This is a genomic window from Curvibacter sp. APW13, assembly GCF_032337135.1.
Taxonomy (GTDB): Bacteria; Pseudomonadota; Gammaproteobacteria; order Burkholderiales; family Burkholderiaceae_C; genus Allorhodoferax.
The window spans coordinates 816,870-840,825 of record NZ_JAVXZZ010000002.1 but is presented as its reverse complement, the minus strand read 5'-3'; the positions used below and the strand labels follow the sequence as shown (position 1 = coordinate 840,825).

Here is a 23,956-nt window from a genome sequence, read left to right as displayed (position 1 = left end):
GAACATCTCCTGTAATGGGTGGGACAGTACCGACCCGCAGGTCGGGTCACAATCGCACAGTATCAGACGCCGCGTGAATTGCTTCAATACCTGTCGCCCAAACGACAGGCTGATGGAAGCCCGTCGGCCCCTGGATAGCCAGGCGCCTCGTTCCTGCCCTGGCCAGTTACCGGTTGAGTCCATCCATGCTGTCCACCCCTGCCCTTCGCCTCGAACGCTTCCTGTCCTGCCAGCCCTGGTTTCGGCCCTTGCCTGTGACCATGCAGCGCGAGGTGCTGGCGTGTACCGAGTCCCTGAGCGCCGCCAAGGGCGAAACGGTTTTTTCCGCCAATGAACCCGTCGAATGCTGGTGCGGCGTGGTGCGCGGACTGGTCAAGATTGAAAGTCTGCACGGCACGCAGCACTCCACCTTTGCGGGATTGGATGACGGAGCCTGGTTTGGAGAAGGCGCGCTACTGAAGCAGGAAACACGGCAGTACCGGGTGGTGGCGCTGCGCGATACCGAGTTGGCTTGCCTTCCCGCAACCATGTTCGACCGACTTCTACGCGAATCCATGCACTTCAACCGCGCCGTCATCGACGAGCTCAACCAGAAGCTCGGGCAGGCCATGGCGGTCATCCACACCGGACGCACTGGCAGCGTGGAGCAGCGTCTGGCGCTGGCGCTGCGACGCATGGGATCGCGCCCCGGTCGAGTACTGGAACTCTCCCAGGATGAGTTGGCCAGTCTGGCAGGCATGGCGCGCCAGACTGCCAACCGCACCCTCAAACAACTGGAGCAGCGTGGCATCGTGCGGTTGGCCCAGAACCGCATGACGGTGCTGGACGATGCAGCCTTGCTGGCCTGCGTGCAGGGCCGCGGCGTGGAAACGCCAGCGGAATAACCAGACACGCCACAGTGTTGGGCTGTGGGCCGGACAATGCGGTCATGTCCGCCCCTGAACCCACCTTGGCGTCTGCCCTGCCTGCGCAGACCTGGATCAACCGCTTTGCCCGCCTCGGCGATGCTTTCCATGCATCGCCCCCGGTCCAACCCCTGCCCCAACCCGTGTGGGTGGCCCGCAGCCCACAGGCCGCCCAGTGGCTGGGGGCAGATCCCGACACCCTGTTCAGTGACCATGCGCTGCAGGTTTTTGCCGGCAACACGCAGGTGCCGGGAATGCACGCCGTGGCTACGGTCTACAGCGGGCACCAGTTCGGCGTCTGGGCCGGCCAGCTCGGGGATGGTCGCGCCCTGCTTCTGGGCGAGCTCGCCACACCGCACCTGCATGACACGCCTTCGGTGGAAGTACAGCTCAAAGGTGCCGGGCGCACGCCCTTCTCGCGCATGGGCGACGGGCGCGCAGTGCTGCGCTCCAGCATCCGCGAGTTCCTGGCCAGTGAGGCCATGCACGCACTGGGCATTCCGACCACCCGGGCGCTGTGTGTGGTGGGCTCGCCGCAACCGGTGTACCGGGAAGCGGCCGAAACCGCGGCGGTAGTCACCCGGCTGGCGCCCAGCTTCATCCGCTTCGGCCACTTCGAGCACTTCAGCCACCACGGTCTCCACGACGAACTGCGCCAGCTGACCGATTTTGTACTGGACCATTTCTACCCCCATTGCCGCACACAGGCCAACCCAGTTGCCGCCATGCTCGGGGAGGTGGCTGAGCGCACCGCTGCCATGGTGGCGCTGTGGCAGTCGGTGGGCTTTTGCCATGGGGTCATGAACACCGACAACATGAGCATCCTGGGGCTCACCATCGACTACGGGCCGTTCCAGTTCATGGACGGGTTCGATCCGGCCCACATCTGCAACCATTCGGACAGCCAAGGTCGCTACGCGTTTTCCAGGCAGCCCTCGGTCGCGTACTGGAACCTCATGGCGCTGGGCCAGGCACTGTTGCCGCTCATTGGGGATTCCGATGCCGCCATTGCGGCGCTCGACCGTTTCAAGACCGCCTACCCCGCCCATTTCGAAGCCGCCATGGCGCGCAAGTTGGGCTTTGGCACCCCGCCGCCACAGGGGCCGCTGCGCGAGTGCATCAACAGCCTGCTGCACCTGCTGGCCGCCGAACGCATGGACTACACCGTGTTCTGGCGACGCCTCACTGATTTCGCCCGCACCGGGCAGACGACCGAACTGCTGGACCATGTGGTTGACCGCGGCGGCATGGAATCCTGGCTGCTATCGTTTTCAGAGCTGCATGCACAATTCGGACAAGGGCCCGATGCCAGTTTGATGGCCAGAACCAACCCCCGCTTCGTGCTGCGCAACTACATGGCACAACAGGCCATCGAGCGTGCCGAGACAGGAGATTTCTCGGTGGTGAACGATTTGCTGAAAGTTTTGGCCGCGCCCTACGACGAACATCCTGCGCAAGCCGAATGGGCCCACAGTGCCCCCGACTGGGCCGCGCAGATTTCGCTCTCCTGCAGTTCCTGAACCCTTGAAAGGAGGTATCCATGGGCTTTCCGATCCAGAAGACTGAAGCCGAGTGGCAGGCCGAGTTGGCCGCCAAAGGCGCCGAACCACGGGCCTTTGAGGTGACCCGCCACGCGGCGACCGAACGCCCCTTCACGGGCAAGTACGAAACCCACTGGGAGCCCGGTCGCTACCACTGCATCTGCTGTGGCAACACCTTGTTCGCGTCCGACACCAAGTTCGACGCCGGCTGTGGCTGGCCCAGCTTTTCGCAGGCCAGGCCAGGAGCCATCACGGAAATCATTGACCGCAGCCACGGCATGGTGCGGGTGGAGACGGTGTGCAGCCAGTGCGGTGCCCATCTGGGACATGTGTTCGAAGACGGTCCGGCCCCCACGGGCTTGCGCTACTGCATGAATTCGGCTTCGCTACACTTCACGCCTGAATGAAAACCCTGATCGACTTCCTCCCCATCCTGCTGTTTTTCGGCGCCTACAAGCTTCACGACATTTACGTTGCCACCGGCGTGCTCATGGTCGCCACGATGGTGCAGATGCTGGTGATCTACGCCATGGACCGCAAGTTGCAACCCATGCACAAGATCACGCTGCTGATGGTGCTGGGTTTCGGCGCTCTCACGCTGGCGTTTCATGACGACCGGTTCATCAAATGGAAGCCCACCGTGCTGTATGCGTTCATGGCCCTGGCGCTGGCGTGGGCCTTGTGGGGCATGCGCAAGAACGTGCTGCAGTTGCTGTTGGGTAGCCAACTCGACTTGCCTGAGGGGGTGTGGCGGAAGCTGAACCTGGCCTGGATTGTCTACAGCCTGTTCATGGCAGCGCTCAACGGTTTCGTGGTGCTGAATTTCACGACCGAGCAATGGGTCAGCTTCAAGCTATGGGGCTATTTCCTGCCGCTGGCATTCATCATCGGGCAAGGGTTCTACATTGCCCCGCACATCCGATCGGCCGACAAGGCCCACGACACGGAACAACCATGAGCAAGGATCTGGCCCAACGCATGCAGGCCCACCTGCAGCAATCCATTGAACCGGAGCGCGTTGAAGTGATCGACGAAAGCTACCAGCATGCCGGTCACGCCGGTGCCAACGGCACGGGTTTCGGCACCCATTTCCGGGTGCGGATAGCTTCACACAAATTCACAGGAATGAGCCGCGTGGCACGGCACCGCCTTGTGTATGATTCACTCCAAGAGTACATCGCCCAGGGCGTGCACGCGCTGGCCATCGAGGCCACAGAGCCTTGAATTCGATTTTTTCGTATTTCCCTTGAAGGACCCCGCATGAAAAAGTATGTGTTGACCGCCCTCGCCGCCGGTTTCCTGGTGGCTGCTGCTCCGGCAGCCATGGCGCAAAACGTGGCCATCGTGAACGGCAAGGCCGTTCCCAAGACCCGCCTGGACGCCCTGGCAGCCCAGAAGGCCCGTGCGGGTCGTCCGGTCAACCCCGATGAACTGCGCCAGGAAGCCATCACCCTGGAAATCCTGGCCCAGGAAGCCCAGGCCCGTGGCCTGGATGCCAGCGACAGCTACAAGGCCCAGGTCGAAAACGCCAAGCAGGTCTTGCTGATCAACGAGCTGTTCAACGACTTCATCAAGAACAACCCCGTCTCCGACGAAGAAGTCAAGGCCGAGTACGACAAGTGGGCCGCCGCCAACGGTGGCAAGGAATACCGCGCCCGCCACATCCTGGTGGAAAAAGAAGAGCAGGCCAAGGACATCATCGCCCAAATCAAGAAGGGCAAGAAGTTTGAGGACCTGGCCAAGAAACTGTCCAAGGACCCGGGCTCCGGCGCCAATGGCGGAGACTTGGACTGGGCTGCTCCCAGCAACTACGTGAAGGAGTTCTCGGACGCCATGGTCGCATTGGGCAAGGGCAAGATGACCGACACGCCGGTGAAGAGCCAGTTCGGCTACCACATCATCCGCCTGGACGACGTGCGTGAGATCAAGCTGCCCAGCTTCGAAGAAGTGAAGCCCCAGATCCAGCAAGCTCTGCCCCAGCAGAAGGCCGCCAAGTTCCGCGACGACCTGGTGAAGAAGGCCAAGGTCGAATAAGCTGCGACCGACCCAGCCATCCCGGAAAGCGACCCAAGGGTCGCTTTTTTATTGGGTACCATGTTACCCGGCTGAACATGCGCATGCGGGCCAGGAACCGTTGCTCGCTTGCCTGAGCCCGTGGATCAGCGTGAACCCGTGAACAGGAGATGACGGTGGACTTGCAAGTTGTTTTTTCCGACGATGAATTGGAATCCATTGTGGAGGAAGCTGCGGTGTACATGTGTGCATGTCCGGGACAGGTCGCCAGTGAACTCCGCAGTCTGCGTCGCTTGATTCGCTACCAGCGCGACTGCATGCAGAACCTGCGCAACAACACGGAGGTGCACTCCACCATCGAAGCCAGCGCACTGCAAGCCCACAGGGCCTTGGAACAGTGCCTGATGCAGGTCCTGGAGATCGAGGGGTGGGATCGGGCCACGCTGAAGATGCCGGCAGGACTGCGCCAGTTGCGGGCTACGCTGTTGGACGAGTCGCTGTAGGCATCGACGATTCGCTTGCAGCAGCTATCGGGGTAGGCAAAACAAGGCGACACCACTATGATGGGCCGGTCTTTTGTCGTTGAAGGCCTCCCCGTGAAGTTTCTTTTCCGGTCCGTGATCGTGTGTGCGCTGATGGTTCTGGTTCAAGCCCGAGCCGATACCTTGCGCATAGGCACCGGAAACTTCCCGCCCTACTTTGACGAGCGCGGTACGGCCGGGTTGTTCAATGACATCATCCGCGGCGTCTTCGCGCTCATGCCGCAGCACCAGCTGGTGCTGGTGCCACAGATGTCCAACTACCGCTTGGCGCATTCGCTCAACGACGGGACCATGGATGGGGCAGCGAACATCTTTTCGGCTTCTGACATCAAGGGTTGCAGGACCGACGGCGTGTTTCGTTTCACCGATGTCGCCGTGACGCGCAAGGACCGCCAATTGACCGTGGCCTCGGTGGCCGACCTTGCTGGCAAGCGGGTGGTAACCTACCAAGGAGCCAAGACCTTTCTGGGGCCGTCTTTCGCCCAGGCGGTGGGTACTGGTGACGACAAGCTCTACCGGGAGCTGGCCCAGCCGCTGATGCAGGCGCGTGCGCTGGCACAGGGCGAGGCCGACGTCAGTGTGGGTGACTTGTACATCTTCCTGCACAGCATCAAAATCCTGGGCAACCCGGCGGTACGGGCAGACCAGTTCGCCATACACCCCCTGTTTCCCGACACCTACAGTCACATGGCGTTCAGGGAGCAGAAGTGGTGCGATGAATTCAACGCCGCCTTGGGCAAGTTCCGCAAGTCGGGCCGCTACGAAGCGCTGTACGCGCAAACGCTGAAGGCACTCAAGCCCTGAGGGCACGGCACTACCGCGGCATGCTTCAGGGCCGCGACAACACCCCAAACAAGGCGAGGCCACCCAGCATGATGGGCTGGTGCAGCATGTAGTAGCTCAAGCTGTGCCGACCCAGCCAACCCAAAGGCGCAACATGGCGCAAGGAAGCCATGGGTGGCCTGCCCCCCCGTTGCAGCCACCACTGCGTGGCAGCCATGCCCCACCACAGGACCCCCAACCAGGGAAACACCGGCACATAGTCTTCGGTGATGGGTAGGCGGCTTACCCAACCCAGCCAATTGAGTGCTTTTTCATTGAAGAATTGGGGCATACCCCCCGTGGATATTGCGTAGGCAGCTACGAATTTACTAGCAACTGCCAAGAGACCTGCCAGCCATAGCCACCGGCCCCAACCGGCCGTGAGGCGCGCCACGATGAGCATGACGGCCATGCCGTGCAGCACGCCGAAGTGGATGTAGCTCTTGGGAAACATGAACCAGGAACCCAGGCTCACCAGCAAGGCACAGCCCGCAATCTGGGCCCAGCGGCGCCAGAAGCGTCCCCAGCTTTGCCCCTGCGCCACCGCAATGGCCTGCCCTGCCCCGGCGCACAGCAGGAACAGGCTCAGGATGCAGGTACGCTGCCAGGTCCACACCGGGTCGACATAGAAATTCTGCTGCGTGTACCCAGCATTGGCCAAATCGAAACTGAAGTGGAACACGGTCATCCACACCATGGCCAGGCCACGCAGGGAGTCGATGCCGTCGAAGCGTTGCGAGGAATGCATGGGCGCTGAGTGTACGCAGCACTTGCCCCTGCGCTGGCGGGCGTGGGGTGCGGCTGGGATAATTGCGCCTCATCCTTTGCAAATATGTCTCTCTCCGATTTTCAACTTGAACTCCTGGCCCCAGCGCGCACGGCCGACATCGGCATCGAGGCCGTGAACCACGGCGCCGACGCCGTCTACATCGGCGGCCCCGGGTTCGGAGCCCGCTCCAGCGCCGACAACAGCGTGGCCGACATCGCCCGCTTGGTGCAGCACGCGCACCGCTTCAACAGCCGCATCTTCGTCACCATGAACACGATCTTGCGTGACGACGAGCTGGAGCCGGCGCGCAAGCAGGCCTGGCAGCTGTATGAGGCGGGAGTGGACGCCCTGATCGTGCAGGACATGGGCTTGCTGAACATCGACATGCCGCCGCTGCAGCTGCACGCCAGTACCCAGACCGACATCCGCACACCCGAAAAGGCCCGCTTCCTGCAGGACGTGGGTCTAAGCCAGATCGTGCTGGCACGCGAGCTCACGCTGGAACAGATTGCCGCCATCCGTGCCGCCACCGACCCCGAGCGCTGCACGCTGGAATTCTTCGTGCACGGCGCGCTGTGCGTAGCCTACAGCGGGCAGTGCTACATCAGCGCGGCGCACACCGGTCGCAGCGCCAACCGCGGCGAGTGCGGCCAGGCCTGCCGCCTGCCCTACCAGGTGGTCGACGCCAAGGGCCGCTTCGTGGCCCACGACAAGCATGTGCTCTCGATGAAGGACAACAACCAGAGCGCCAACCTGGCCGCCCTGGTGGACGCGGGCATCCGCAGCTTCAAGATAGAGGGCCGCTACAAGGACATGGGCTACGTGAAGAACATCACCGCCCATTACCGCAAGCTGCTCGACCAGCTGATCGAAGACCGGCAGTACACCGACGCACCGCTGGCACGCAGCAGCAGCGGGCGCACCACCTTCACCTTCGAGCCCGACCCGGACCAGAACTTCAACCGCGAGTTCACCGATTACTTCGTCAACGGCCGCCAGGAGACCATCGGCGCCTTTGACAGCCCCAAGAACCCGGGCCAGCCGATCGGCTATGTCACCAAAGTCAACACCGACAGCGTGGAGCTGGAACTGAACGACCATTCCAAGGCCCTGAGCAATGGCGACGGCCTGTGCTACTACGACCTGCAGAAGGAACTGGTGGGCCTGGCCATCAACCGCGCCGAGGCGATGAACGCCAGCAAAGGCCTGTGGCGCGTGTTCCCCAAGGACCCGATTGCGGGCTTGAAGGACCTGCGCAAGGGTGTGGAAGTGAACCGCAACCGCGACGTCAACTGGACCCGTGTGCTGGAAAAGAAAAGCAGCGACCGGCGCATCGGCGTGTGGATGCAGCTGGAGCGCACTGCCGATGGTCTGGCACTCACCTTGACCGACGAAGACGGCTTTGTCGGCACCGCCCAAGCCGCCATGGCGCTGGAGCCGGCCAAGGACGCAGCCGCCGCAGACAAGTCGGTAAAAGACAACTTGGCCAAGCTGGGCGCTACCATTTTCGAAGCTATTGACGCAGATAGTACGCGGGCTAGCGGCCTTTTTGTGCCTGCGTCCAGCCTGAACCCGCTGCGCCGTGATGCCGTGGCCGCGCTGGAAGCTGCCCGTGCCGCAGGTTTTGTGCGCCTGCAGCCCGGTGTAGCCGTGGAGCCGCCGGTGCCCTACCCCGATGACGCCTTGAGCTACCTCGCCAACGTGTTCAACCAGGCGGCACGTGACTTCTACACCGCCCACGGCGTGAAGGTTATTGCCCCGGCCTACGAGGCGATCGAGGAACTGGGCGAAGTGAGCCTAATGATCACCAAGCACTGCGTGCGCTTTTCCCTGAGCCTGTGCCCCAAGCAGGCCAAGGGCGTGACCGGGGTGCAAGGCCAGGTGAAGGCTGAGCCGCTGCAGCTCATCAACGGCAAGGAAAAGCTCACGCTGCGCTTTGACTGCAAGCCCTGCGAGATGCATGTGGTGGGCCGCATGAAGACCAGCGTGGCCAACCAGAGCCGCAAGGAGCTGCTTGATGCCGCCCAGGGCGTTCCCATGAAGTTCTACGCCAAGCGCCCCAAGCAGGAATTCGGGCACTGAGCCCCAGGGCCGTTCAGAAGTTCTTGTTGAAGAAGCCCGCCGTGCGGGCTTCGGCCTCTTGCGGAAACGCGTTCCAGATCTGCTCGTGCTTGTCGCACGCGGGAACCCACAAGCCCTTGGGCTCCTTGGCCGCAGCGAACAACCGGCGCGAGTGGCTGGCGTCGGTGGTGCGGTCGGTTTCGCAGTGGTACAGCATGACGGGCCGCGGGGCAATGCTGCCGATCACAGCTTCAGGCACGGTGTCTGCGATCTTCATGTTGCCGCGCCAGTCAATGACCGCGCCCACCATCGGAATCAGCGGATAGTACGGAATGCCGAAATCGCGTTTTGCTGCCTCGGACAGGACATCCAGCGTGCTGGCATAGGGGCTGCTGAACAGCCCAGCCCGGATGCGCGGGTCTTCGGCCATGGCCAGGATGCTGGTCGCGGCGCCCATGGAAAAGCCCATCAGCGCCACACCCTCCACGCCCTTCTGTTGCAGCACCCAGTCCACCGCAGCGCGCACGTCCTTGCGCTCGTGGTAGCCCATGCTGGCGTATTGGCCATGGTTGCGGCGCAGGTTGATTGCCAGCAGGTGGTAGCCCGCCGCATGCAGGGCTGGCGCGAAGCGCAAACCTTCCGCGCGGCTGCCGCCATGGCCGTGCACGAAGATGATGGCCTTCTTTGCATTCGGCGCGGGCATCCACCAGGCGCTCAAGCCCACGCCGTCGGACGTGGTCAACGCCACCTCGTCAAAGGCCAGCTTCACCTGCGCAGGCGACTCGCAGTACACATGGTGCTGCACCGTGCAGTTCACCTTGGGTAGCAGCACCATGCTGGAGAAGACCCAGCAGGCCACAGCCAAACCCAGCAAGAGACAGGTCAGCAGCCCCCACAACGCCAGTTTCCACCGATTTTTCATCGGCGCAGTGTAGCGAAGGGGCTGCTCCTTTCCGCTGCTCGGTTACCCCTACCGACCGCCACAGGCGGGGGTGTAGGCGAGCGTCCCAGCGCTTCGTTCAGTGCGCCAACAGGGGCTTGGACACGGCGAGCATGGGAACCGGGGTCGAGGCCCGGTCCGTATCGACCTTGAACACGGCCACCACGTTCACCAGGTCGTCGGCCTGGCTTCGCAAGCTGCTGGCCGCAGCGGCCATCTGTTCCACCAAGGCGGCATTCTGCTGGGTAACCTGGTCCATCTGCTGCACGGCCTCTCCGACCTGATTCACCCCGGCTGCCTGTTCGCTGCTGGCGGCACTGATTTCCGACATCAGGTCGGTGACGTTCCTGATGGCATCCACGATCTCGGTCATGGTGTTGCCGGCCTGATCGACCAGATGTGCCCCCTTTTCTACCCGCTCGACGCTGGTATTGATCAGCGCCTTGATTTCCTTGGCCGCTTCGGCGCTGCGTCCCGCGAGGCTGCGCACCTCCGAGGCAACGACGGCGAAGCCGCGGCCCTGTTCCCCGGCACGCGCGGCCTCCACGGCAGCATTCAGCGCCAGGATGTTGGTCTGGAAGGCGATGCCGTCGATGACGGCAATGATGTCGGAGATCTTGCGCGAGGCGTCATTGATGCCCTTCATGGTCTCCACCACCTCAGCCACGACGGCGCCACCACGACTGGCCACAGTGGAAGCGGTCATTGCCAGCTGGTTGGCCTGACGCGCCGCATCGGCATTCTGCGACACCGTGGAGGACAGCTCCTCCATGGACGCCGCCGTTTCCTCCAGCGCACTGGCCTGGCTTTCGGTGCGCGACGACAAATCCTGGTTGCCTTGCGCTATTTCGGACGCAGCTGTGGCCACGCCCTCCGATCCATTGCGGACCTTGCCGACCACATCGGACAAGGCGAGGGTCATGGCCGACAGTGCATTGACCAGGCGCCCGATTTCATCCTTCTGTTCGACGTGCACGGTGTTGGTTAGATCGCCGCCAGCGACCGACTCCGCCATGGCCACGGCCTTGGTGACAGGCACCGTGATGGAACGGGTGGTGCTCCATGCCAGTGCCGATCCAATCGCCAGCGACAGCACCAGCAAGCCGATGATGGCATTGCGGGTATTGGCGTAGGTGCTCTGGGACAGCTGGTAGGCCGCATCGGCCCCCTTGGTCTGGAAGTCCACATCTTTTCCAATAGCCTCAATGAGGTTGGCAAACGCCTGCGACGCCGCACCGCCATACGCCCCACGCAGCTCGTCGGTCACCCCATCCGAGGCGCGCGATAGCTTTAAAAATGCGGGTTGGGTGGCGTAATAGTCTCTTTCTGCCTTCTGGATCGCCTCCAGGAATGGCCGCTCTTCATCAGTCACTACTGTCTTGGCGTAGGTCTCCAGGAACTCCGCGGCCTTGGCCTTACCCTCTGCAATGCGTTTCTCTGCCTCTGCGAACTGCTCTTCCTTGTTGGCCATCGCGTGGCTCGCTTCAGCCAGGCGTATGTCAAAGACCGCTTTGCGGTAAGCACCCAGCGCCCGTGTGGCTACGAGCCAATTGGTGGCAATGTCTTCCGTTGCCCCGTTGACCACCGCCAGGCGGTTGATGGACATCAGACCGACCAGTGTGCCCAAAAGGAGCACCAACGCAAATCCCATGCCCAGACGTACACCAATATTGAGGTTCTTCATTGTTCTCTATCGCTCCTGCGTTTTGTCATCTGGTTCCTGACTTCAACCGCTTGTGTTGAAGGGCTGTGCTACCGATGGCGCCATACCAACCCCACGGCGCTGGCATGGCCCGTACACAGCTGCGCAGCCTTGCCTCCACGCTGGAAGGTTGACTGCGCGACATCTAGTTTACGCGTAAAGCGAAAGAGAAATAAAAAACCGAAATGAGCAAACTCACTCGTTGCTGACTTCAGGAGAATCGTGCTGCAAGTACCCGCAAGCCGCGCTCAGGTGTCCTTGCGAAGAAGGAACTCCTCCATGGAGCGCACCACCTGCTCGACATAGTGGCGCTTCAGGCGCTGCCGATCGGTCCAGGGAAAATGACGGGTGACGACCGTCGCATGGGCAAAACCCAATAGCATGGCGAAACGCATGTCGTTGGCCATGGCTGCCTTCGACGGGTCGGCGCCGATGTCGCAGGCAAACCCGGTGGTCGTGGCCAGATTCTTCTCTAGCGATGCACGATAACGTGGTACCTTGGCCCGCTGCTCCAACGACGCATCGGGCGAAACGCCCTCCGTCATGTACACGATGCGGTAGTGTTCCGGGTGCTGTTCCCAGTAGTCGAGGATGGCCTCACAAACCAAGCCCTGCTTTTGCCTGGCCTCCATGGGCGCATCAAAAATCGGTTCAAGTATGTCGAATAACCGCCCCAGGATATGCGGCCACAACGAAGCCAGCAAATCCGCCTTGCTGGAAAAATAGCCATAGGGCGTCATCGCCGACACCCCTGCGGCGCGGGCGACGGCACGCAGGCTAATGGCCTTGCTGCCGCCTTCTAGAAAGAGCGAGAACGCTGCGCGCTCGAGTTGCGCCTTGAGCAAATCCCGGTCGCTCTGGGACACACGCCGTTGCCGTGACGGCACGCCATCCTTGCCCGGCATGTCGCCGCAATCCATCCCTGCTTGATTCTTCATCGCATCGTCCATGGTCGAATTGTCCAGTGTGCCGAAGAATCCAGACGTATACCTGACGATTTCCCCTCCGGCGTACGGACCCGTTGAAAAGGCGCTGCCACTGACCTCAATCTACCGACGTTTGCGGATGCTGCGCGCGCCGCCGCAGGAGCGCGCGCAAGGTGGCCGGGTTGGCAATGCCCAACTGCCCCGCCACGTAGGGCACCGTCGCGCCCGGCTGCGCCAGCAGCACCGAGGCTCGCCGCCACTGGGCATCGTCCAGCAGGGCGCGGTAGGTGGTGCCTTCGGCCGCGAGGCGCCTGCGCAGGGTGCGTTCGCACAGGTGCAGGTGGGCGGCCGCAGCCTCCATGTTCGGCAAGGCATGGGCGCAAGAGCCCAACAGCTGCGCTACCCGCTGGGCCGTGCCGCCCAAGGCCTGCTCCAGGCGGGCGCCAAGCTGGCTGCCGCAGGCCTGCAGCGCAGCCTCGAAAGTGGCGGCGTTGGCAGTGGGAATGGGCCACTGCAGCACATCCCCCTCGAAATGGAAACGCACCCCGGCACCTTGCAGCGCCACCGGTACCCGGAAAAAGGCTTCGAAGTCCGGGTTGGCCGGCTGCAGGGGCAGCACGAGGCGACGCAGGCAGCGGCGTTCACCCACCAGATCGGCTACAAGGCGCAGCGTGGCTGCGGCCATTACGTTGGCGTGGAAGCGCAGAACTGCCTCAGCGATAAGCACGTCAGGACGAAACTGGACTTCCACCACGGTTTCACCGGCCTGGTGAGACATGTCAAAGCGGGCGAGGTGGCTGTTGAACTCCAGCAGGTGGGCAGCGACCACCTGTACCGCCTGCCCAAGGTCTTGGGCACAGAGCATGGCCAGACTGACGGGGCCGTAGTCGGTGATGCGATAGCACTGGCCCACCTGTAGCCCCTGCGTAGCCTCTGCAGTATGGCGGGCCAGCCAAGCGTACAGCTGTTCGCTATTCAGGCCTGCGGGGGGATGCAAGTGCGGCGCATGTTGGGCCAGGTACTGCTGCAAGGGCCGCAGACCGTAATCCCAGTCGATGGAGTGCTGCATTACCGGAATGGCGGCCATTTTGTTTGCGCTCTAGGTGGGCGTCAGGGCCGCATCGCACGGGCAATGGCGCGGAAGGCTTCGATGCTCTGGTACTCCATCTGCGTGCCGTCCTTGTTGTAGTCCACGTAGGCCGAGTTCTTGGCAATGACGATCCGGCGCGTCGGGTTCACGTAGATGAACTGGCCATAGACCCCGATGGCCGTGAATTCGCCCTCGTCCCCTTGGGGTACCCACCACTGGTAGGCATAGCCCAGGCGCGGGTTGCCCTCCTCCACCGTGCGGCCGGGCTGAAGGTAAGCCGTGCGCGGCTTGACCGAGGTACGTACCCATTGTTCGGGCAAGACCTGCTCGCCGCGCAAATTGCGCCCGCCGTCCAGATAGAGCTGGCCGAAGCGGGCGTAGTCACGCAGGCGGGCATTGAGCCCGGCAAACGCCAGCACGGCACCATGGGCATCGGTCACCCAGCGCGCATCGCCCTCCGCCCCCATGCGGGACCAGAGCTTTTCCTGCATGTACTGCGCCACGCTCTTGCCCGTGGCGGCTTCGAGCACCATGCCCAGCACCTGCGTATCGATGCTGATGTAGTGGTGCTCGGTGCCCGGCGCCTTGGCACGCTTGCGCTGGGCGACCCAGTCGTTGGTGGTCTGGCCCAGGAAGATGCGCTGGCCCAGCACGTTGATGCCCGCATCGGGGTTGGCATAGTCCTCGTCGAAGTCGATGCCCGAGGACATTTCCAGCACGTCCTGGATGGGCACACCTTCGTAGCCGCCGCCCTTGAGCAGCGGCACATAGTCGCTCACCGGGTCACGCAAGCTCTTGATGGAACCATCGGCCACGGCAAAGCCGATGAGGGAGGACACGAAGGATTTTCCCAGCGACCAGGAGATGGCTTCGGTCTGCGCCGTGTTGCCCTGGTAGTACTGCTCGAACGCCACCTTGCCGTCGGCCACCACCATCAGGCCCGTGGTGCCGGTGCTGGCAATCCAATCCTGCAGGCGGTAGTCCTTGCCCTGGAACAGGAACTTCTCTGGCAGGGGCTTTTCTGCCACGGCCCAGGGAAGCACCTCACCGCTGTTGTGCATGGCGATGGAGTTGAAATACTGGGGCATGGAGCGGAAGTTCTCCACGATGCGGTCGGCACGGAACAGGGTGTCGAATTGCCAGTAGCGCAGGCCAAAGTGGCCACCTTGCCACAGTACCACCGCCGCTACCGCGGCCAGAACACCGCGCCCCAGGCGCGAACGGGGAAGCAAACGCATGTTGTTGTCTCCTGCATCAAAGATAGGACTCTCGGGCCAAACCGTTGGTGGCTTGGTCCCTGGGTTCTATTGCACCATGCAAGGAGATTAATGCAAATCAGCGGCCCGGACAAAAAGCGTCAAAAACCGGACATCGACATGCCACTGGGCCATCGAAAACAAGAAAGCCCATGGCCGCGAGCGACCTTGGGCTTGCATAGGCGGTTAGACGCGACAGCCGATTCAACCCACCCAACGGCGCGCATTGCGCCACAGTTGCATCCAGGGGCTGAATTCGCTCTTGTCGAGGCTGGTCCAGCTCATCTGCACGTTGCGGAACACGCGCTCGGGGTGCGGCATCATGGCGGTGAAGCGGCCGTCCGCCGTGGTGACTGCCGTCAGGCCGCCGGGGCTGCCGTTCGGGTTGTAGGGGTAGACCTCAGTCGGCGCACCGCTGTTGTCCACGTAGCGCATGGCGGCGATGGCCTTGTCGGCGTTGCCGCGGTACTTGAAGTTGGCAAAACCTTCGCCGTGGGCCACGGCGATCGGCAGGCGCATGCCGGCCAAGTCCTTGAAGAACAGGCTGGGCGAATCGAGCACTTCCACCATGCTTAGTCGGGCTTCGAAGCGCTCGCTCTGGTTGGTGGTGAAGCGCGGCCAGTCCTGCGCGCCGGGGATGATGTCGGCCAGTTCGGCAAACATCTGGCAGCCGTTGCACACGCCCAGGCCAAAGGTGTCGGTGCGGGCAAAGAAGGCCTTGAACTGCGCGGACAGCACCTCGTTGAAGGTGATGGAGCGCGCCCAGCCGATGCCGGCACCCAGGGTGTCGCCATAGCTGAAGCCACCGCAGGCCACCACGCCCTGGAAGTCCTGCAGCTTGGCGCGGCCGGTCTGCAGGTCGGTCATGTGCACGTCATAGGCTTCGAAACCGGCTTCGGTGAAGGCGTAGGCCATTTCCACGTGCGAGTTGACGCCCTGCTCGCGCAGCACGGCCACCTTGGGGCGCGCCGTCAGGACGGCAGGCGCTACAGTTTTTGCAGCGGCCTGCGCAGTACCTTCGAGGGCTACAGCCGAATTTGGCAGATAAACGTGCAAGCCGGGGTCGGCTTCCAGGCCGGCAGCGGCGTGTTCTGAGTCGGCGCAGGCCGGGTTGTCGCGCTGCTGGGCAATCTTCCAGCTCACCGCGTCCCACACCTGGTGCAGGTCGGACAGCTTGGCACTGAACACGGCCTTGGCGTCGCGCCACACCTGCAGTTCACCCTTACCGGCGTCGATGGTGCTGCTGGCCGGGCGAGTCTTGCCGATGACGTGGGTCATGGCACCCAGACCGTGCTCGCGCAGGGTCTTGAGCACGGCGTCGCGCTCAGAAGTGCGCACCTGCAGCACAACGCCGAGTTCCTCGTTGAACAGCGCCTTGAGGGTCAGCTCGTCGCGTCGCGCACCCACCTGGGTGGCCCAGTTCTTGGCTTCGCCGCTGTCCATGCGGCTGTCGGAGACGCCGTCGCCTTCCAGCACCAGGGTGTCCACGTTGAGGGCCACGCCCACGCGGCCGGCAAAGGCCATTTCGGCCACGGTAGCCAGCAGGCCGCCGTCGCCGCGGTCGTGGTAGGCCAGCACCTGGCCCTGGGCACGCAGGGCATTCACGGCGTTCACCAGGTGGATGAGTCGCTGGGCATCGTCCAGGTCAGGCACGGTGTCGCCCATCTGGTCCAAGGTCTGGGCCAGGATGGAGCCAGCCATGCGGTTCTTGCCCGCGCCCAGGTCCACCAGCACCAGGGTAGTGTCATCCTCGGCATTGAGTTGGGGCGTGAGCGTGACGCGCACATCGGCCACCGAAGCGAAGGCGCTGACGATGAGGGACACGGGCGAGGTGACCTTCTTTTCCTGGCCGTCTGCTTTCCACTGGGTACGCATGGACAGCGAATCCTTGCCCACGGGAATGCCCACGCCCAAGGCGGGGCACAGTTCCATGCCGACGGCCTTGACGGTGGCGTAGAGCGCAGCGTCTTCACCGGGTTCACCACAGGCGGCCATCCAGTTGGCGGAGAGCTTCACGCGCGGCAGCTCGATGGGGGCGGCCAACAGGTTGGTAATGGCTTCGGCCACGGCCATGCGGCCCGAGGCGGGTGCGTCCAGCGCCGCCAGCGGCGTGCGCTCGCCCATGGACATGGCTTCACCGGCAAAGCCCTTGTAGTCAGCCAGGGTCACGGCACAGTCCGCCACGGGCACCTGCCAGGGGCCGACCATCTGGTCGCGGTGGGTCAGGCCACCCACGGTGCGGTCGCCAATGGTGATGAGGAAGCGCTTGGACGCTACGGTGGGGTGCGCCAGCACGTCGATGACGGCCTTTTGCAACGGCACGCCGTCCAAAACCAGTGGCTGGGCCTTGCGGGCAATGCTCTTCACATCGCGGTGCATCTTGGGCGGCTTACCCAGCAGCACGTTCATGGGCATGTCGACCGGGCTTTCCTTGCCCTCGTCCACCAGTTTCAATTCGCGCTCTTCGGTGGCCACGCCGACCACGGCAAACGGGCAGCGTTCACGTTCGCACAGGGCCTTGAACAGCTCCAGCGACTCAGGAGCAATGGCCATGACGTAGCGTTCCTGGCTCTCGTTGCACCAGATTTCCTTGGGCGCCAAACCGGACTCCTCCAGAGGCACGGCGCGCAGGTCGAAGCGTGCACCGCGGCCCGCGTCGTTGGTCAGCTCGGGGAAGGCGTTGGACAAGCCCCCTGCCCCCACGTCGTGGATGGCGAGGATGGGGTTCTGCTCACCCAGAATCCAGCACTGGTTGATGACCTCCTGCGCACGGCGCTCGATTTCGGGGTTGCCACGCTGCACCGAGTCGAAGTCCAGCTCGGCGGCGTTGGCTCCGGTGGCCAGTGACGACGCCGCACCACCGCCCATGCCGATGCGCATGCCGGGCCCGCCCAGCTGCACCAGCAGCGTGCCTGCGGGGAATTCGATCTTGTGGGTCAGGCCAGCGTCGATGCTGCCCAGACCACCGGCGATCATGATGGGCTTGTGGTAGCCGCGCTGCACGGTGTCCACGTCGCTGGCCACGGTCTGCTCGTATTCGCGGAAGTAGCCCAGCAGGTTCGGGCGGCCAAACTCGTTGTTGAACGCCGCGCCGCCCAGGGGGCCTTCGACCATGATCTGCAAGGGGCTGGCAATGTGCGCGGGCTTGCCGTCGGCCTGGTCGGACCAGCCGCCCCAGAGCTTGGACACGGTAAAGCCGGTGAGGCCTGCCTTGGGCTTGGAGCCACGGCCGGTGGCACCTTCGTCACGGATCTCGCCGCCCGCGCCGGTGGAGGCACCGGGGAAGGGGGAGATGGCCGTGGGGTGGTTGTGGGTTTCCACCTTCATCAGCACATGCTGCAAGGCGCTCGTCTTTTCATAGCGTCCCGCGCTGGTTTCACGCGGGCTGGAGGCCGTTTTTGCCACAAAACGCTCAATTTGATGGCCTTCCATCACCGAGGCGTTGTCGCTGTAGGCCACCAGCATGTACTGCGGGCTGGTCTGGTGCGTGTTGCGGATCATGCCGAACATGCTCTTGTCCTGCGCCACGCCATCAATGGTGAACTGGGCGTTGAAGATCTTGTGGCGGCAGTGCTCGCTGTTGGCCTGGGCGAACATCATCAGCTCCACATCGGTGGGGTTGCGCCCCAAGCCGTTGAAGGCATTCACCAGGTAGTCGATCTCGTCGGCCGCCAGGGCCAGGCCCCAGTCCTTGTTGGCCTTTTCCAGCGCAGCCTTGCCGCCGCCAAGCACATCCACATGGTCCATGGGGGCAGGGTGCAGGGCGTGGAACAGTTCCTGGGCTTGGGCGCGGTCCAGCATGGCGCTCTCGGTCATGCGGTCGTGCAGCAAGGCAGCCACCTGCTGCAACTGCTCGGTACTCAGGGTCGGCTTGCTCAGCAGGCCGGACTTGAGCGTGATGCGGTACTCCACCAGGCGCTCGATGCGCTTGACGGCAAAGCCGCAGTTGTGGGCGATGTCCGTGGCCTTGGAAGCCCAGGGGGACACCGTGCCGAACCGCGGACTCACCACCACGCAGGCGCCCTCCGACGGGCCCTGGTAGGGGTCGCCGTAGGTCAGCAGCGCGCTGATCTTGTCGGCCAGGGCCGCATCCAGCGCCGATTCGCTGGCCACGAGGTGCACAAAGCGGGCGGCAATGCCTTCGATCTTGTCGTGCACCTTCTGCAGGGCAGGCAGCAGCTGTTGGACGCGGAAGGATGACAGGGCGTTGCCGCCTTCGAAGGTAGTGATGTGCAGGGTCACGGGGTGGCCTTGTGTCGAGCGTGTTGGGAAGCGCTAAGAAGTGCGGGCCCACGCTGAATGGGCGGGCCTGCAAAGAGCCTGCTATTTTAGCCGCCGGGGCCGCCGCGGATTGCATACAAAACGCCGGCGGGCCGGCTTTTCCCCAATGAAGGCTTGAGTTCATGCCCTCTGGGATAATTGCGCCATGACCATCACCTACAAAGACGAAAAAGGCATTGCAGGCATGCGCCTGGCCGGCCGCCTGGCTTCCGAAGTACTGGACTACCTCACGCCCTTCATCAAGCCCGGCATCACGACCAACCAGATCGACAAGCTGGCCCACGATTACATGGTCGATGTGCAGGGCTGCGTGCCGGCCCCGCTGAACTACACCGGTGGCGGCAACAAGCCCTACCCCAAGTCCATCTGCACCTCGGTGAACCAGCAGGTGTGCCACGGCATCCCCAACGACAAGCCACTCAAGAAGGGCGACATCGTCAACGTCGACATCACGGTCATCAAGGACGGCTGGCATGGCGACACCAGCCGCATGTTCCTTATTGGCGAGTGCTCCATTGCGGCCAAGCGCCTGTGCGCCCTCACCCACGAGGCCATGTGGCACGGCATCCAGATGGTCAAGCCCGGTGCCACGCTGGGCGACATTGGCCACGCCATTCAGAAATTTGCCGAAGGCCATGGCTTCTCGGTGGTGCGCGAATTCTGCGGCCACGGCATTGGCCAGGGCTTCCACGAGGAACCCCAGGTGCTGCACTATGGGCGACCCGGAACCGGCGAGAAGCTGGTGGAGGGCATGACCTTCACCATCGAGCCCATGATCAATGCCGGCAAGAAGGAAATCAAGGAAGGCCCCGAGCAGGACGGCTGGTCCATCGTAACGCGCGACCGTTCGCTTTCGGCCCAGTGGGAACACACGGTACTGGTCACCCCCACCGGCTATGAGGTGCTCACGCTGTCCGCAGGCAGCCCCCCTACCCCGGCCTTCGTCAAGTAAGACCCACCCATTGTTCGGGCCGGACTGGCCCCCGGTTCCATGACTACCCCTTTGTCTCTGCCCGAACTCCGCTCCCGTTACCGCGCCGACAAGGCCGCATTGCTCGATACGCTGAAGACCTCGCATACGGCCGAGCGCAGCGTGCGGCCTCTGCTGGGGCGTCTGTCGAAGCTGACCGACGCCATGCTCACACAGCTCTGGAACGCCGCAGGCCTGGGCGCACCGATGGCCCTGCTGGCGGTGGGAGGCTACGGGCGTGGCGAGCTGTTTCCGCACTCCGACGTGGACGTGCTGGTGCTCATGCCCAATGCCTTCAGCACCGACAACGACTCCGCCCTGAAGCAGCGCATCGAATCCTTCATCGGCAGTTGCTGGGATGCGGGGCTGGAAATCGGCTCCAGCGTGCGTTCGGTGGGCGACTGCCTGGCCGAAGCGGAAAAGGATGTCACCGTGCAGACGGCGCTATTGGAGTGCCGCCACATCACCGGCAATGCAGCCTTGTCGAAGGACTTCCAGGCGCAGTTTGCTCGGGCGGTCGACCCACAGGCATTCTTCGTGGCCAAGACGCTGGAGATGCGCCAGCGCCACACCAAGTTCGAAGACACGCCCTACGCGCTGGAACCCAACTGCAAGGAAAGCCCCGGGGGCCTGCGCGACCTGCAGGTGATCCTGTGGGTGGCCAAGGCCGCGGGGTTCGGGGACAACTGGAAGGCCCTGGCCAGGAATGGTCTGGCAACGCCCTTCGAGGTGAAGCAGATCGAGCGCAACGAAGCCTTGCTCAGCCTGATCCGGGCCCGTCTGCACGTGCTGGCCGACCGGCGTGAAGACCGCCTGATCTTCGACATGCAGAACGCCCTGGCCGCCACGTTTGGCTACGTGATGCCCGCGCCGCCAGTTCCCGGCGCGCCCCGGCCCAAGAAGAGCGGCCAGCAAGTGCGCCCCAGCGAGCAACTGATGCGGCGCTACTACTGGGCCGCCAAAGCCGTGGCGCAGCTCAACCAGATCCTCCTGATGAACATCGAGGAGCGGCTCAACCCCTCGACCCACGCACCGCGACGCATCAACGACCGCTTCAACGACAAGGCGGGCATGATCGACGTCACCAGCGACGACCTGTACCAGCGCAACCCCCACGCCATTCTGGAAACCTTCCACGTCTACCAGACGGTGGTGGGCGTCAAGGGCCTGTCGGCGCGCACGCTGCGGGCGCTGTACAACGCCCGCGGCGTCATGGACGCCGCCTTCCGCAAGGACCCGATCAACCGCGAGACCTTCCGCAAGATCATCATGGAGCCCGAAGGCATCACCCACGCCATGCGGCTCATGAACCAGACCTCGGTGCTGGGCCGCTACCTGTGGACCTTCCGCCGCATCGTGGGCCAGATGCAGCACGACCTGTTCCATGTCTACACCGTGGACCAGCACATCCTGATGGTGCTGCGCAATGTGCGCCGCTTCTTCATCGTCGAGCACGCGCACGAGTACCCGTTCTGCTCGCAGCTGGCCAGCGGCTGGGACAAGCCATGGCTGCTGTATGTGGCGGCGCTGTACCACGACATCGCCAAGGGCCGCGGTGGCGACCACTCGGAACTGGGTACCGTCGAAGTCAAGCGCTTCTGCCGCGACCATGGCATAGGCGACCAGGACGCCGAGCTCATCAGCTTTTTGGTGCGGGAACACCTCACCATGAGCCACATTGCCCAGAAGTCGGACCTGACCGACCCGGACGTGATTGCGGCCTTTGCCAAGCGCGTGGGCAACGAGCGCCGCCTCACCGCCCTGTACCTGCTCACGGTGGCCGACATCCGCGGCACCAGCCCGAAGGTGTGGAACGCCTGGAAGGGCAAGCTGCTCGAAGACCTGTACAAGCGCACTACCCGTGCGCTCGGCGGCGCGGTGCCGGACCCGGACGCCGAAGTGGAGGCCCGCAAGCGTGAAGCCCTGGTGCAGATTGCGCTCTATGCCATGCCTTTCGAAGCCCACAAACCCCTGTGGGACACGCTGGACGTCAGCTACTTCATGCGCCACGACGCGCCTGACATCGCCTGGCATACCAAGCACCTGTCGCGCCACGTCACCACCGAATCACCGATCGTGCGCTGCCGCCGCTCGCCCGTGGGCGAGGGCCTGCAGGTGCTGGTCTATACCCAGGACCAGAACGACCTGTTCGCGCGCATCTGCGGCTACTTCGACCAAGGCGGCTTCAGCATCCTGGACGCCCGCATCCACACCACCAACAAGGGCTATGCGCTCGACACCTTCCAGGTGGTGACCACCATGGAGCTCGACGAGCACTACCGTGAGCTCACCAGCCGTCTGGAAAACGGGCTCTCCAATGCCATCGCCAAGCAGCTCCCGCTGCCCAACCCGAGCAAGGGGCGTGTGTCACGGCGCGTGCGCAGTTTCCCCATCGCACCGCGGGTCACGCTCAAGCCGGACGAAAAGGCACAGCTGTGGCTGCTCAACATTTCGGCCAGCGACCGGGTGGGCCTGCTCTACAGCGTGGCACGGGTGCTGGCGCGCCACGAAGTGAGCGTCCAACTGGCCAAGGTGGCTACCCTGGGTGAACGCGTGGAAGACACCTTCCTCATTTCGGGCGCGCAGTTGCAGCACAACCGCAAGCAGCTGGAGATCGAGACCGAACTGCTGGAAGCGCTGAGCGCGAACGCATGAGCCGCCACCTCATGGGATCTCGTACACGGTATACAGCTCGCTGACGCCCTTGAGTGCGTGCTGCCGCGCCTGGGCCGTCACACCCTGGCGCGCGAGCAACTGCTTCACGCCCGAATGCCGCACCACGGGTTCCGTTGCAAAGATGTTCTGGGAATTGGCCAGTCCCTGGACCCGCGCCGCGATGTTGACGGTCTGGCCGAAATAATCGAGCCTGTCGTTCAGCGAGACCGCCAGACACGAACCTTCGTGGATGCCGATCTTGACCAGCAGGTCTTCGCGCCCGCGTTCGGCATTCAATTGCCGCATGGCCTCCCGCATGCGCAGCGCCGCTGCCACCGCCCTGTCGGGTGCTGCAAACGTCGCCATGACTGCATCACCGATGGTTTTCACCACAGCGCCATGCTCGGCGTTCACCGCATCCGTCAGTACGCCGAAATGCGCGCGCACCAGATCGAAGGCCTGCAAATCACCCACGCGCTCATAGAGCTCCGTCGAGCCCTGCAGGTCAGTGAAAAGAAACGTCAGGCTGGTCAGCTTCAGGCGTTGCTCGACATCCAGGGTTTCGCCACGGTAAAACTCCCGGAATGTCTGGTTGGTCAGAAGCCGCGCCGCGGTCAGGTAACGCCTCTTTTGGGAAATCATCTCCTTGAATGAGACGTTGCCGATGTAGATTCCCGGCAGTACCCGGTGTTTCGTGCGGTTTTCTAGCGTCAGGCGCAGCGGACCGGACTTCAGCTTCCGCGGAGGAAGCTGCTGGTTCTCCTCGGTGTACACGATGGAAAGCTCCTGTCGCTGGGGAGGAGGATCGCCCCGTACGTTGAGGTGCTGCGCCGTGTGCGTGACGGGCTCGAAGATCAGGATGTAGTACGGCGGCAGCACCAGGGATATCTGGCACTTCTCGCCCGGCGCCAGTTCCACCGTGTCGAGCGTGATCTGGGACGTGAGCTTCTCAAATTCCTCACCGTCCGGCAGTTCGATGCCTGAACTCCAGAAGAACTGCCGCAGGTACTCCCAAAAAGGCAAGGAATCGGGTTCGTGGCCGGGAATTCGCCGCGTCCTGCGGTTGACGCTGAAACTGGCCTCCACCATTTCATCCAGGGTGGGCGTGTACCCTACCGTGCAGATCGCGCAGTGGTACTCCGTCTTGGTCATGGACTTCAGGGTGGTGTTGGCTCCCAGGACCCCACCGCAACCGGGGCACAGTAGATTCCACGAGAGATCGAAAAGACCGATGCGCGCGGCGTGAACAAAGCCGGTTACCGCATCTTCCTCATCCAGGCCATAACGCGCGGCGAATTCCAGCACATTGGTGCGATTGAGCTCGCGATCGCAGCCTTCAGCCACGAACGTACGCAAGGCACTGGCGAATCCCAGCGGCGCCGCATTCTCCAGCGCCAGATAGCGGGCTTCCAGGTCATCGTCTCGCATGATGGACCCCTTGGAGTTAACGCAAATGAGTATAGACGCCACCATGCCCGCGGCA

At 63.3% G+C, this 23,956-nt stretch carries 19 protein-coding genes; 11 read left to right on the top strand and 8 right to left on the bottom strand.

What is annotated here, in order from left to right; genetic code table 11:
• Positions 1-185 precede the first annotated feature (185 nt).
• The 8 genes from RQP54_RS12145 to RQP54_RS12110 all read left to right on the top strand — a co-directional run bounded on the left by RQP54_RS12145 (position 186) and on the right by RQP54_RS12110 (position 5,805).
• Complete coding sequence (locus RQP54_RS12145; RefSeq protein ID WP_315678579.1) at positions 186-884, top strand: Crp/Fnr family transcriptional regulator; 699 nt, start codon at positions 186-188, stop codon at positions 882-884.
• Between the two features lie 44 nt (positions 885-928).
• A complete protein-coding gene (locus tag RQP54_RS12140; RefSeq protein WP_315678578.1) occupies positions 929-2,425 on the top strand; it encodes a protein adenylyltransferase SelO in 1,497 nt (498 codons plus the stop codon).
• A 20-nt stretch (positions 2,426-2,445) separates the two neighbouring features.
• Positions 2,446-2,853, top strand: a complete 408-nt coding sequence (msrB, locus tag RQP54_RS12135; protein ID WP_315678577.1) for a peptide-methionine (R)-S-oxide reductase MsrB — start codon at positions 2,446-2,448, stop codon at positions 2,851-2,853.
• Positions 2,850-3,404: a septation protein A gene (locus tag RQP54_RS12130; protein ID WP_315678576.1), complete on the top strand. Its 555-nt coding sequence runs from the start codon at positions 2,850-2,852 to the stop codon at positions 3,402-3,404. Before msrB ends, RQP54_RS12130 begins: the two co-directional genes overlap by 4 nt.
• Positions 3,401-3,670 carry a BolA family protein gene (locus RQP54_RS12125; protein WP_315678575.1) on the top strand — a complete coding sequence of 90 codons (270 nt, stop codon included), beginning with the start codon at positions 3,401-3,403 and terminating at the stop codon, positions 3,668-3,670. The genes RQP54_RS12130 and RQP54_RS12125 overlap by 4 nt, the downstream gene beginning before the upstream one ends.
• 36 nt (positions 3,671-3,706) lie before the next feature.
• On the top strand, positions 3,707-4,480 hold the full coding sequence (locus RQP54_RS12120) for a peptidylprolyl isomerase (protein ID WP_315678574.1): 774 nt from the start codon (positions 3,707-3,709) through the stop codon (positions 4,478-4,480).
• A gap of 155 nt (positions 4,481-4,635) precedes the next feature.
• Entirely contained in the window at positions 4,636-4,962 is a 327-nt protein-coding gene (locus RQP54_RS12115; protein WP_315678573.1) for a hypothetical protein, read from the top strand.
• A gap of 93 nt (positions 4,963-5,055) precedes the next feature.
• Positions 5,056-5,805: a transporter substrate-binding domain-containing protein gene (locus RQP54_RS12110; protein ID WP_315678572.1), complete on the top strand. Its 750-nt coding sequence runs from the start codon at positions 5,056-5,058 to the stop codon at positions 5,803-5,805.
• Positions 5,806-5,830: 25 nt separating this feature from the next.
• Here the strand turns inward: RQP54_RS12110 and RQP54_RS12105 are convergent, their stop codons facing one another.
• Positions 5,831-6,571 carry a heparan-alpha-glucosaminide N-acetyltransferase gene (locus tag RQP54_RS12105; RefSeq protein ID WP_315678571.1) on the bottom strand — a complete coding sequence of 247 codons (741 nt, stop codon included), beginning with the start codon at positions 6,569-6,571 and terminating at the stop codon, positions 5,831-5,833.
• 84 nt (positions 6,572-6,655) lie between these two features.
• Between RQP54_RS12105 and RQP54_RS12100 the strand changes: the two genes are divergently transcribed.
• Positions 6,656-8,674, top strand: a complete 2,019-nt coding sequence (locus tag RQP54_RS12100; protein ID WP_315678570.1) for a U32 family peptidase — start codon at positions 6,656-6,658, stop codon at positions 8,672-8,674.
• A 13-nt stretch (positions 8,675-8,687) separates the two neighbouring features.
• On the opposite strand, the gene RQP54_RS12095 is transcribed toward RQP54_RS12100, so the two are convergent.
• The 6 genes from RQP54_RS12095 to purL form a co-directional block, all read right to left on the bottom strand.
• Positions 8,688-9,575 carry an alpha/beta hydrolase gene (locus RQP54_RS12095; RefSeq protein ID WP_315678569.1) on the bottom strand — a complete coding sequence of 296 codons (888 nt, stop codon included), beginning with the start codon at positions 9,573-9,575 and terminating at the stop codon, positions 8,688-8,690.
• A 97-nt stretch (positions 9,576-9,672) separates the two neighbouring features.
• Positions 9,673-11,277 carry a methyl-accepting chemotaxis protein gene (locus tag RQP54_RS12090; RefSeq protein ID WP_315678568.1) on the bottom strand — a complete coding sequence of 535 codons (1,605 nt, stop codon included), beginning with the start codon at positions 11,275-11,277 and terminating at the stop codon, positions 9,673-9,675.
• Between the two features lie 266 nt (positions 11,278-11,543).
• Positions 11,544-12,245: a TetR/AcrR family transcriptional regulator gene (locus tag RQP54_RS12085; protein ID WP_315678567.1), complete on the bottom strand. Its 702-nt coding sequence runs from the start codon at positions 12,243-12,245 to the stop codon at positions 11,544-11,546.
• A gap of 94 nt (positions 12,246-12,339) precedes the next feature.
• Complete coding sequence (locus tag RQP54_RS12080; RefSeq protein ID WP_315678566.1) at positions 12,340-13,290, bottom strand: AraC family transcriptional regulator ligand-binding domain-containing protein; 951 nt, start codon at positions 13,288-13,290, stop codon at positions 12,340-12,342.
• A 41-nt stretch (positions 13,291-13,331) separates the two neighbouring features.
• Positions 13,332-14,549 (bottom strand): serine hydrolase, encoded by a 1,218-nt coding sequence (locus RQP54_RS12075; protein WP_315678563.1) that lies wholly within the window; start codon positions 14,547-14,549, stop codon positions 13,332-13,334.
• 222 nt (positions 14,550-14,771) lie between these two features.
• Positions 14,772-18,809, bottom strand: coding sequence for a phosphoribosylformylglycinamidine synthase (gene purL, locus RQP54_RS12070; RefSeq protein ID WP_315678562.1), 4,038 nt, complete (start codon positions 18,807-18,809; stop codon positions 14,772-14,774).
• 184 nt (positions 18,810-18,993) lie between these two features.
• Between purL and map the strand changes: the two genes are divergently transcribed.
• Both map and RQP54_RS12060 read left to right on the top strand, forming a co-directional pair.
• Positions 18,994-19,800: a type I methionyl aminopeptidase gene (gene map, locus RQP54_RS12065; protein WP_315678561.1), complete on the top strand. Its 807-nt coding sequence runs from the start codon at positions 18,994-18,996 to the stop codon at positions 19,798-19,800.
• Between the two features lie 39 nt (positions 19,801-19,839).
• Positions 19,840-22,473, top strand: a complete 2,634-nt coding sequence (locus RQP54_RS12060) for a [protein-PII] uridylyltransferase (protein WP_315678560.1) — start codon at positions 19,840-19,842, stop codon at positions 22,471-22,473.
• Positions 22,474-22,482: 9 nt separating this feature from the next.
• On the opposite strand, the gene RQP54_RS12055 is transcribed toward RQP54_RS12060, so the two are convergent.
• Complete coding sequence (locus RQP54_RS12055; RefSeq protein ID WP_315678559.1) at positions 22,483-23,901, bottom strand: adenylate/guanylate cyclase domain-containing protein; 1,419 nt, start codon at positions 23,899-23,901, stop codon at positions 22,483-22,485.
• Between the last annotated feature and the right edge of the window lie 55 nt (positions 23,902-23,956).

Coding starts and splice junctions, on each gene's coding strand:
- RQP54_RS12145 (WP_315678579.1), top strand. CDS start 186: ATGCTGTCCACCCCTGCCCTTCGCCTCGAACGCTTCCTGTCCTGCCAG.
- RQP54_RS12140 (WP_315678578.1), top strand. CDS start 929: ATGTCCGCCCCTGAACCCACCTTGGCGTCTGCCCTGCCTGCGCAGACC.
- msrB (WP_315678577.1), top strand. CDS start 2,446: ATGGGCTTTCCGATCCAGAAGACTGAAGCCGAGTGGCAGGCCGAGTTG.
- RQP54_RS12130 (WP_315678576.1), top strand. CDS start 2,850: ATGAAAACCCTGATCGACTTCCTCCCCATCCTGCTGTTTTTCGGCGCC.
- RQP54_RS12125 (WP_315678575.1), top strand. CDS start 3,401: ATGAGCAAGGATCTGGCCCAACGCATGCAGGCCCACCTGCAGCAATCC.
- RQP54_RS12120 (WP_315678574.1), top strand. CDS start 3,707: ATGAAAAAGTATGTGTTGACCGCCCTCGCCGCCGGTTTCCTGGTGGCT.
- RQP54_RS12105 (WP_315678571.1), bottom strand. CDS start 6,571: ATGCATTCCTCGCAACGCTTCGACGGCATCGACTCCCTGCGTGGCCTG.
- RQP54_RS12100 (WP_315678570.1), top strand. CDS start 6,656: ATGTCTCTCTCCGATTTTCAACTTGAACTCCTGGCCCCAGCGCGCACG.
- RQP54_RS12095 (WP_315678569.1), bottom strand. CDS start 9,575: ATGAAAAATCGGTGGAAACTGGCGTTGTGGGGGCTGCTGACCTGTCTC.
- RQP54_RS12090 (WP_315678568.1), bottom strand. CDS start 11,277: ATGAAGAACCTCAATATTGGTGTACGTCTGGGCATGGGATTTGCGTTG.
- RQP54_RS12085 (WP_315678567.1), bottom strand. CDS start 12,245: ATGGACGATGCGATGAAGAATCAAGCAGGGATGGATTGCGGCGACATG.
- RQP54_RS12080 (WP_315678566.1), bottom strand. CDS start 13,290: ATGCAGCACTCCATCGACTGGGATTACGGTCTGCGGCCCTTGCAGCAG.
- RQP54_RS12075 (WP_315678563.1), bottom strand. CDS start 14,549: ATGCGTTTGCTTCCCCGTTCGCGCCTGGGGCGCGGTGTTCTGGCCGCG.
- map (WP_315678561.1), top strand. CDS start 18,994: ATGACCATCACCTACAAAGACGAAAAAGGCATTGCAGGCATGCGCCTG.
- RQP54_RS12060 (WP_315678560.1), top strand. CDS start 19,840: ATGACTACCCCTTTGTCTCTGCCCGAACTCCGCTCCCGTTACCGCGCC.
- RQP54_RS12055 (WP_315678559.1), bottom strand. CDS start 23,901: ATGCGAGACGATGACCTGGAAGCCCGCTATCTGGCGCTGGAGAATGCG.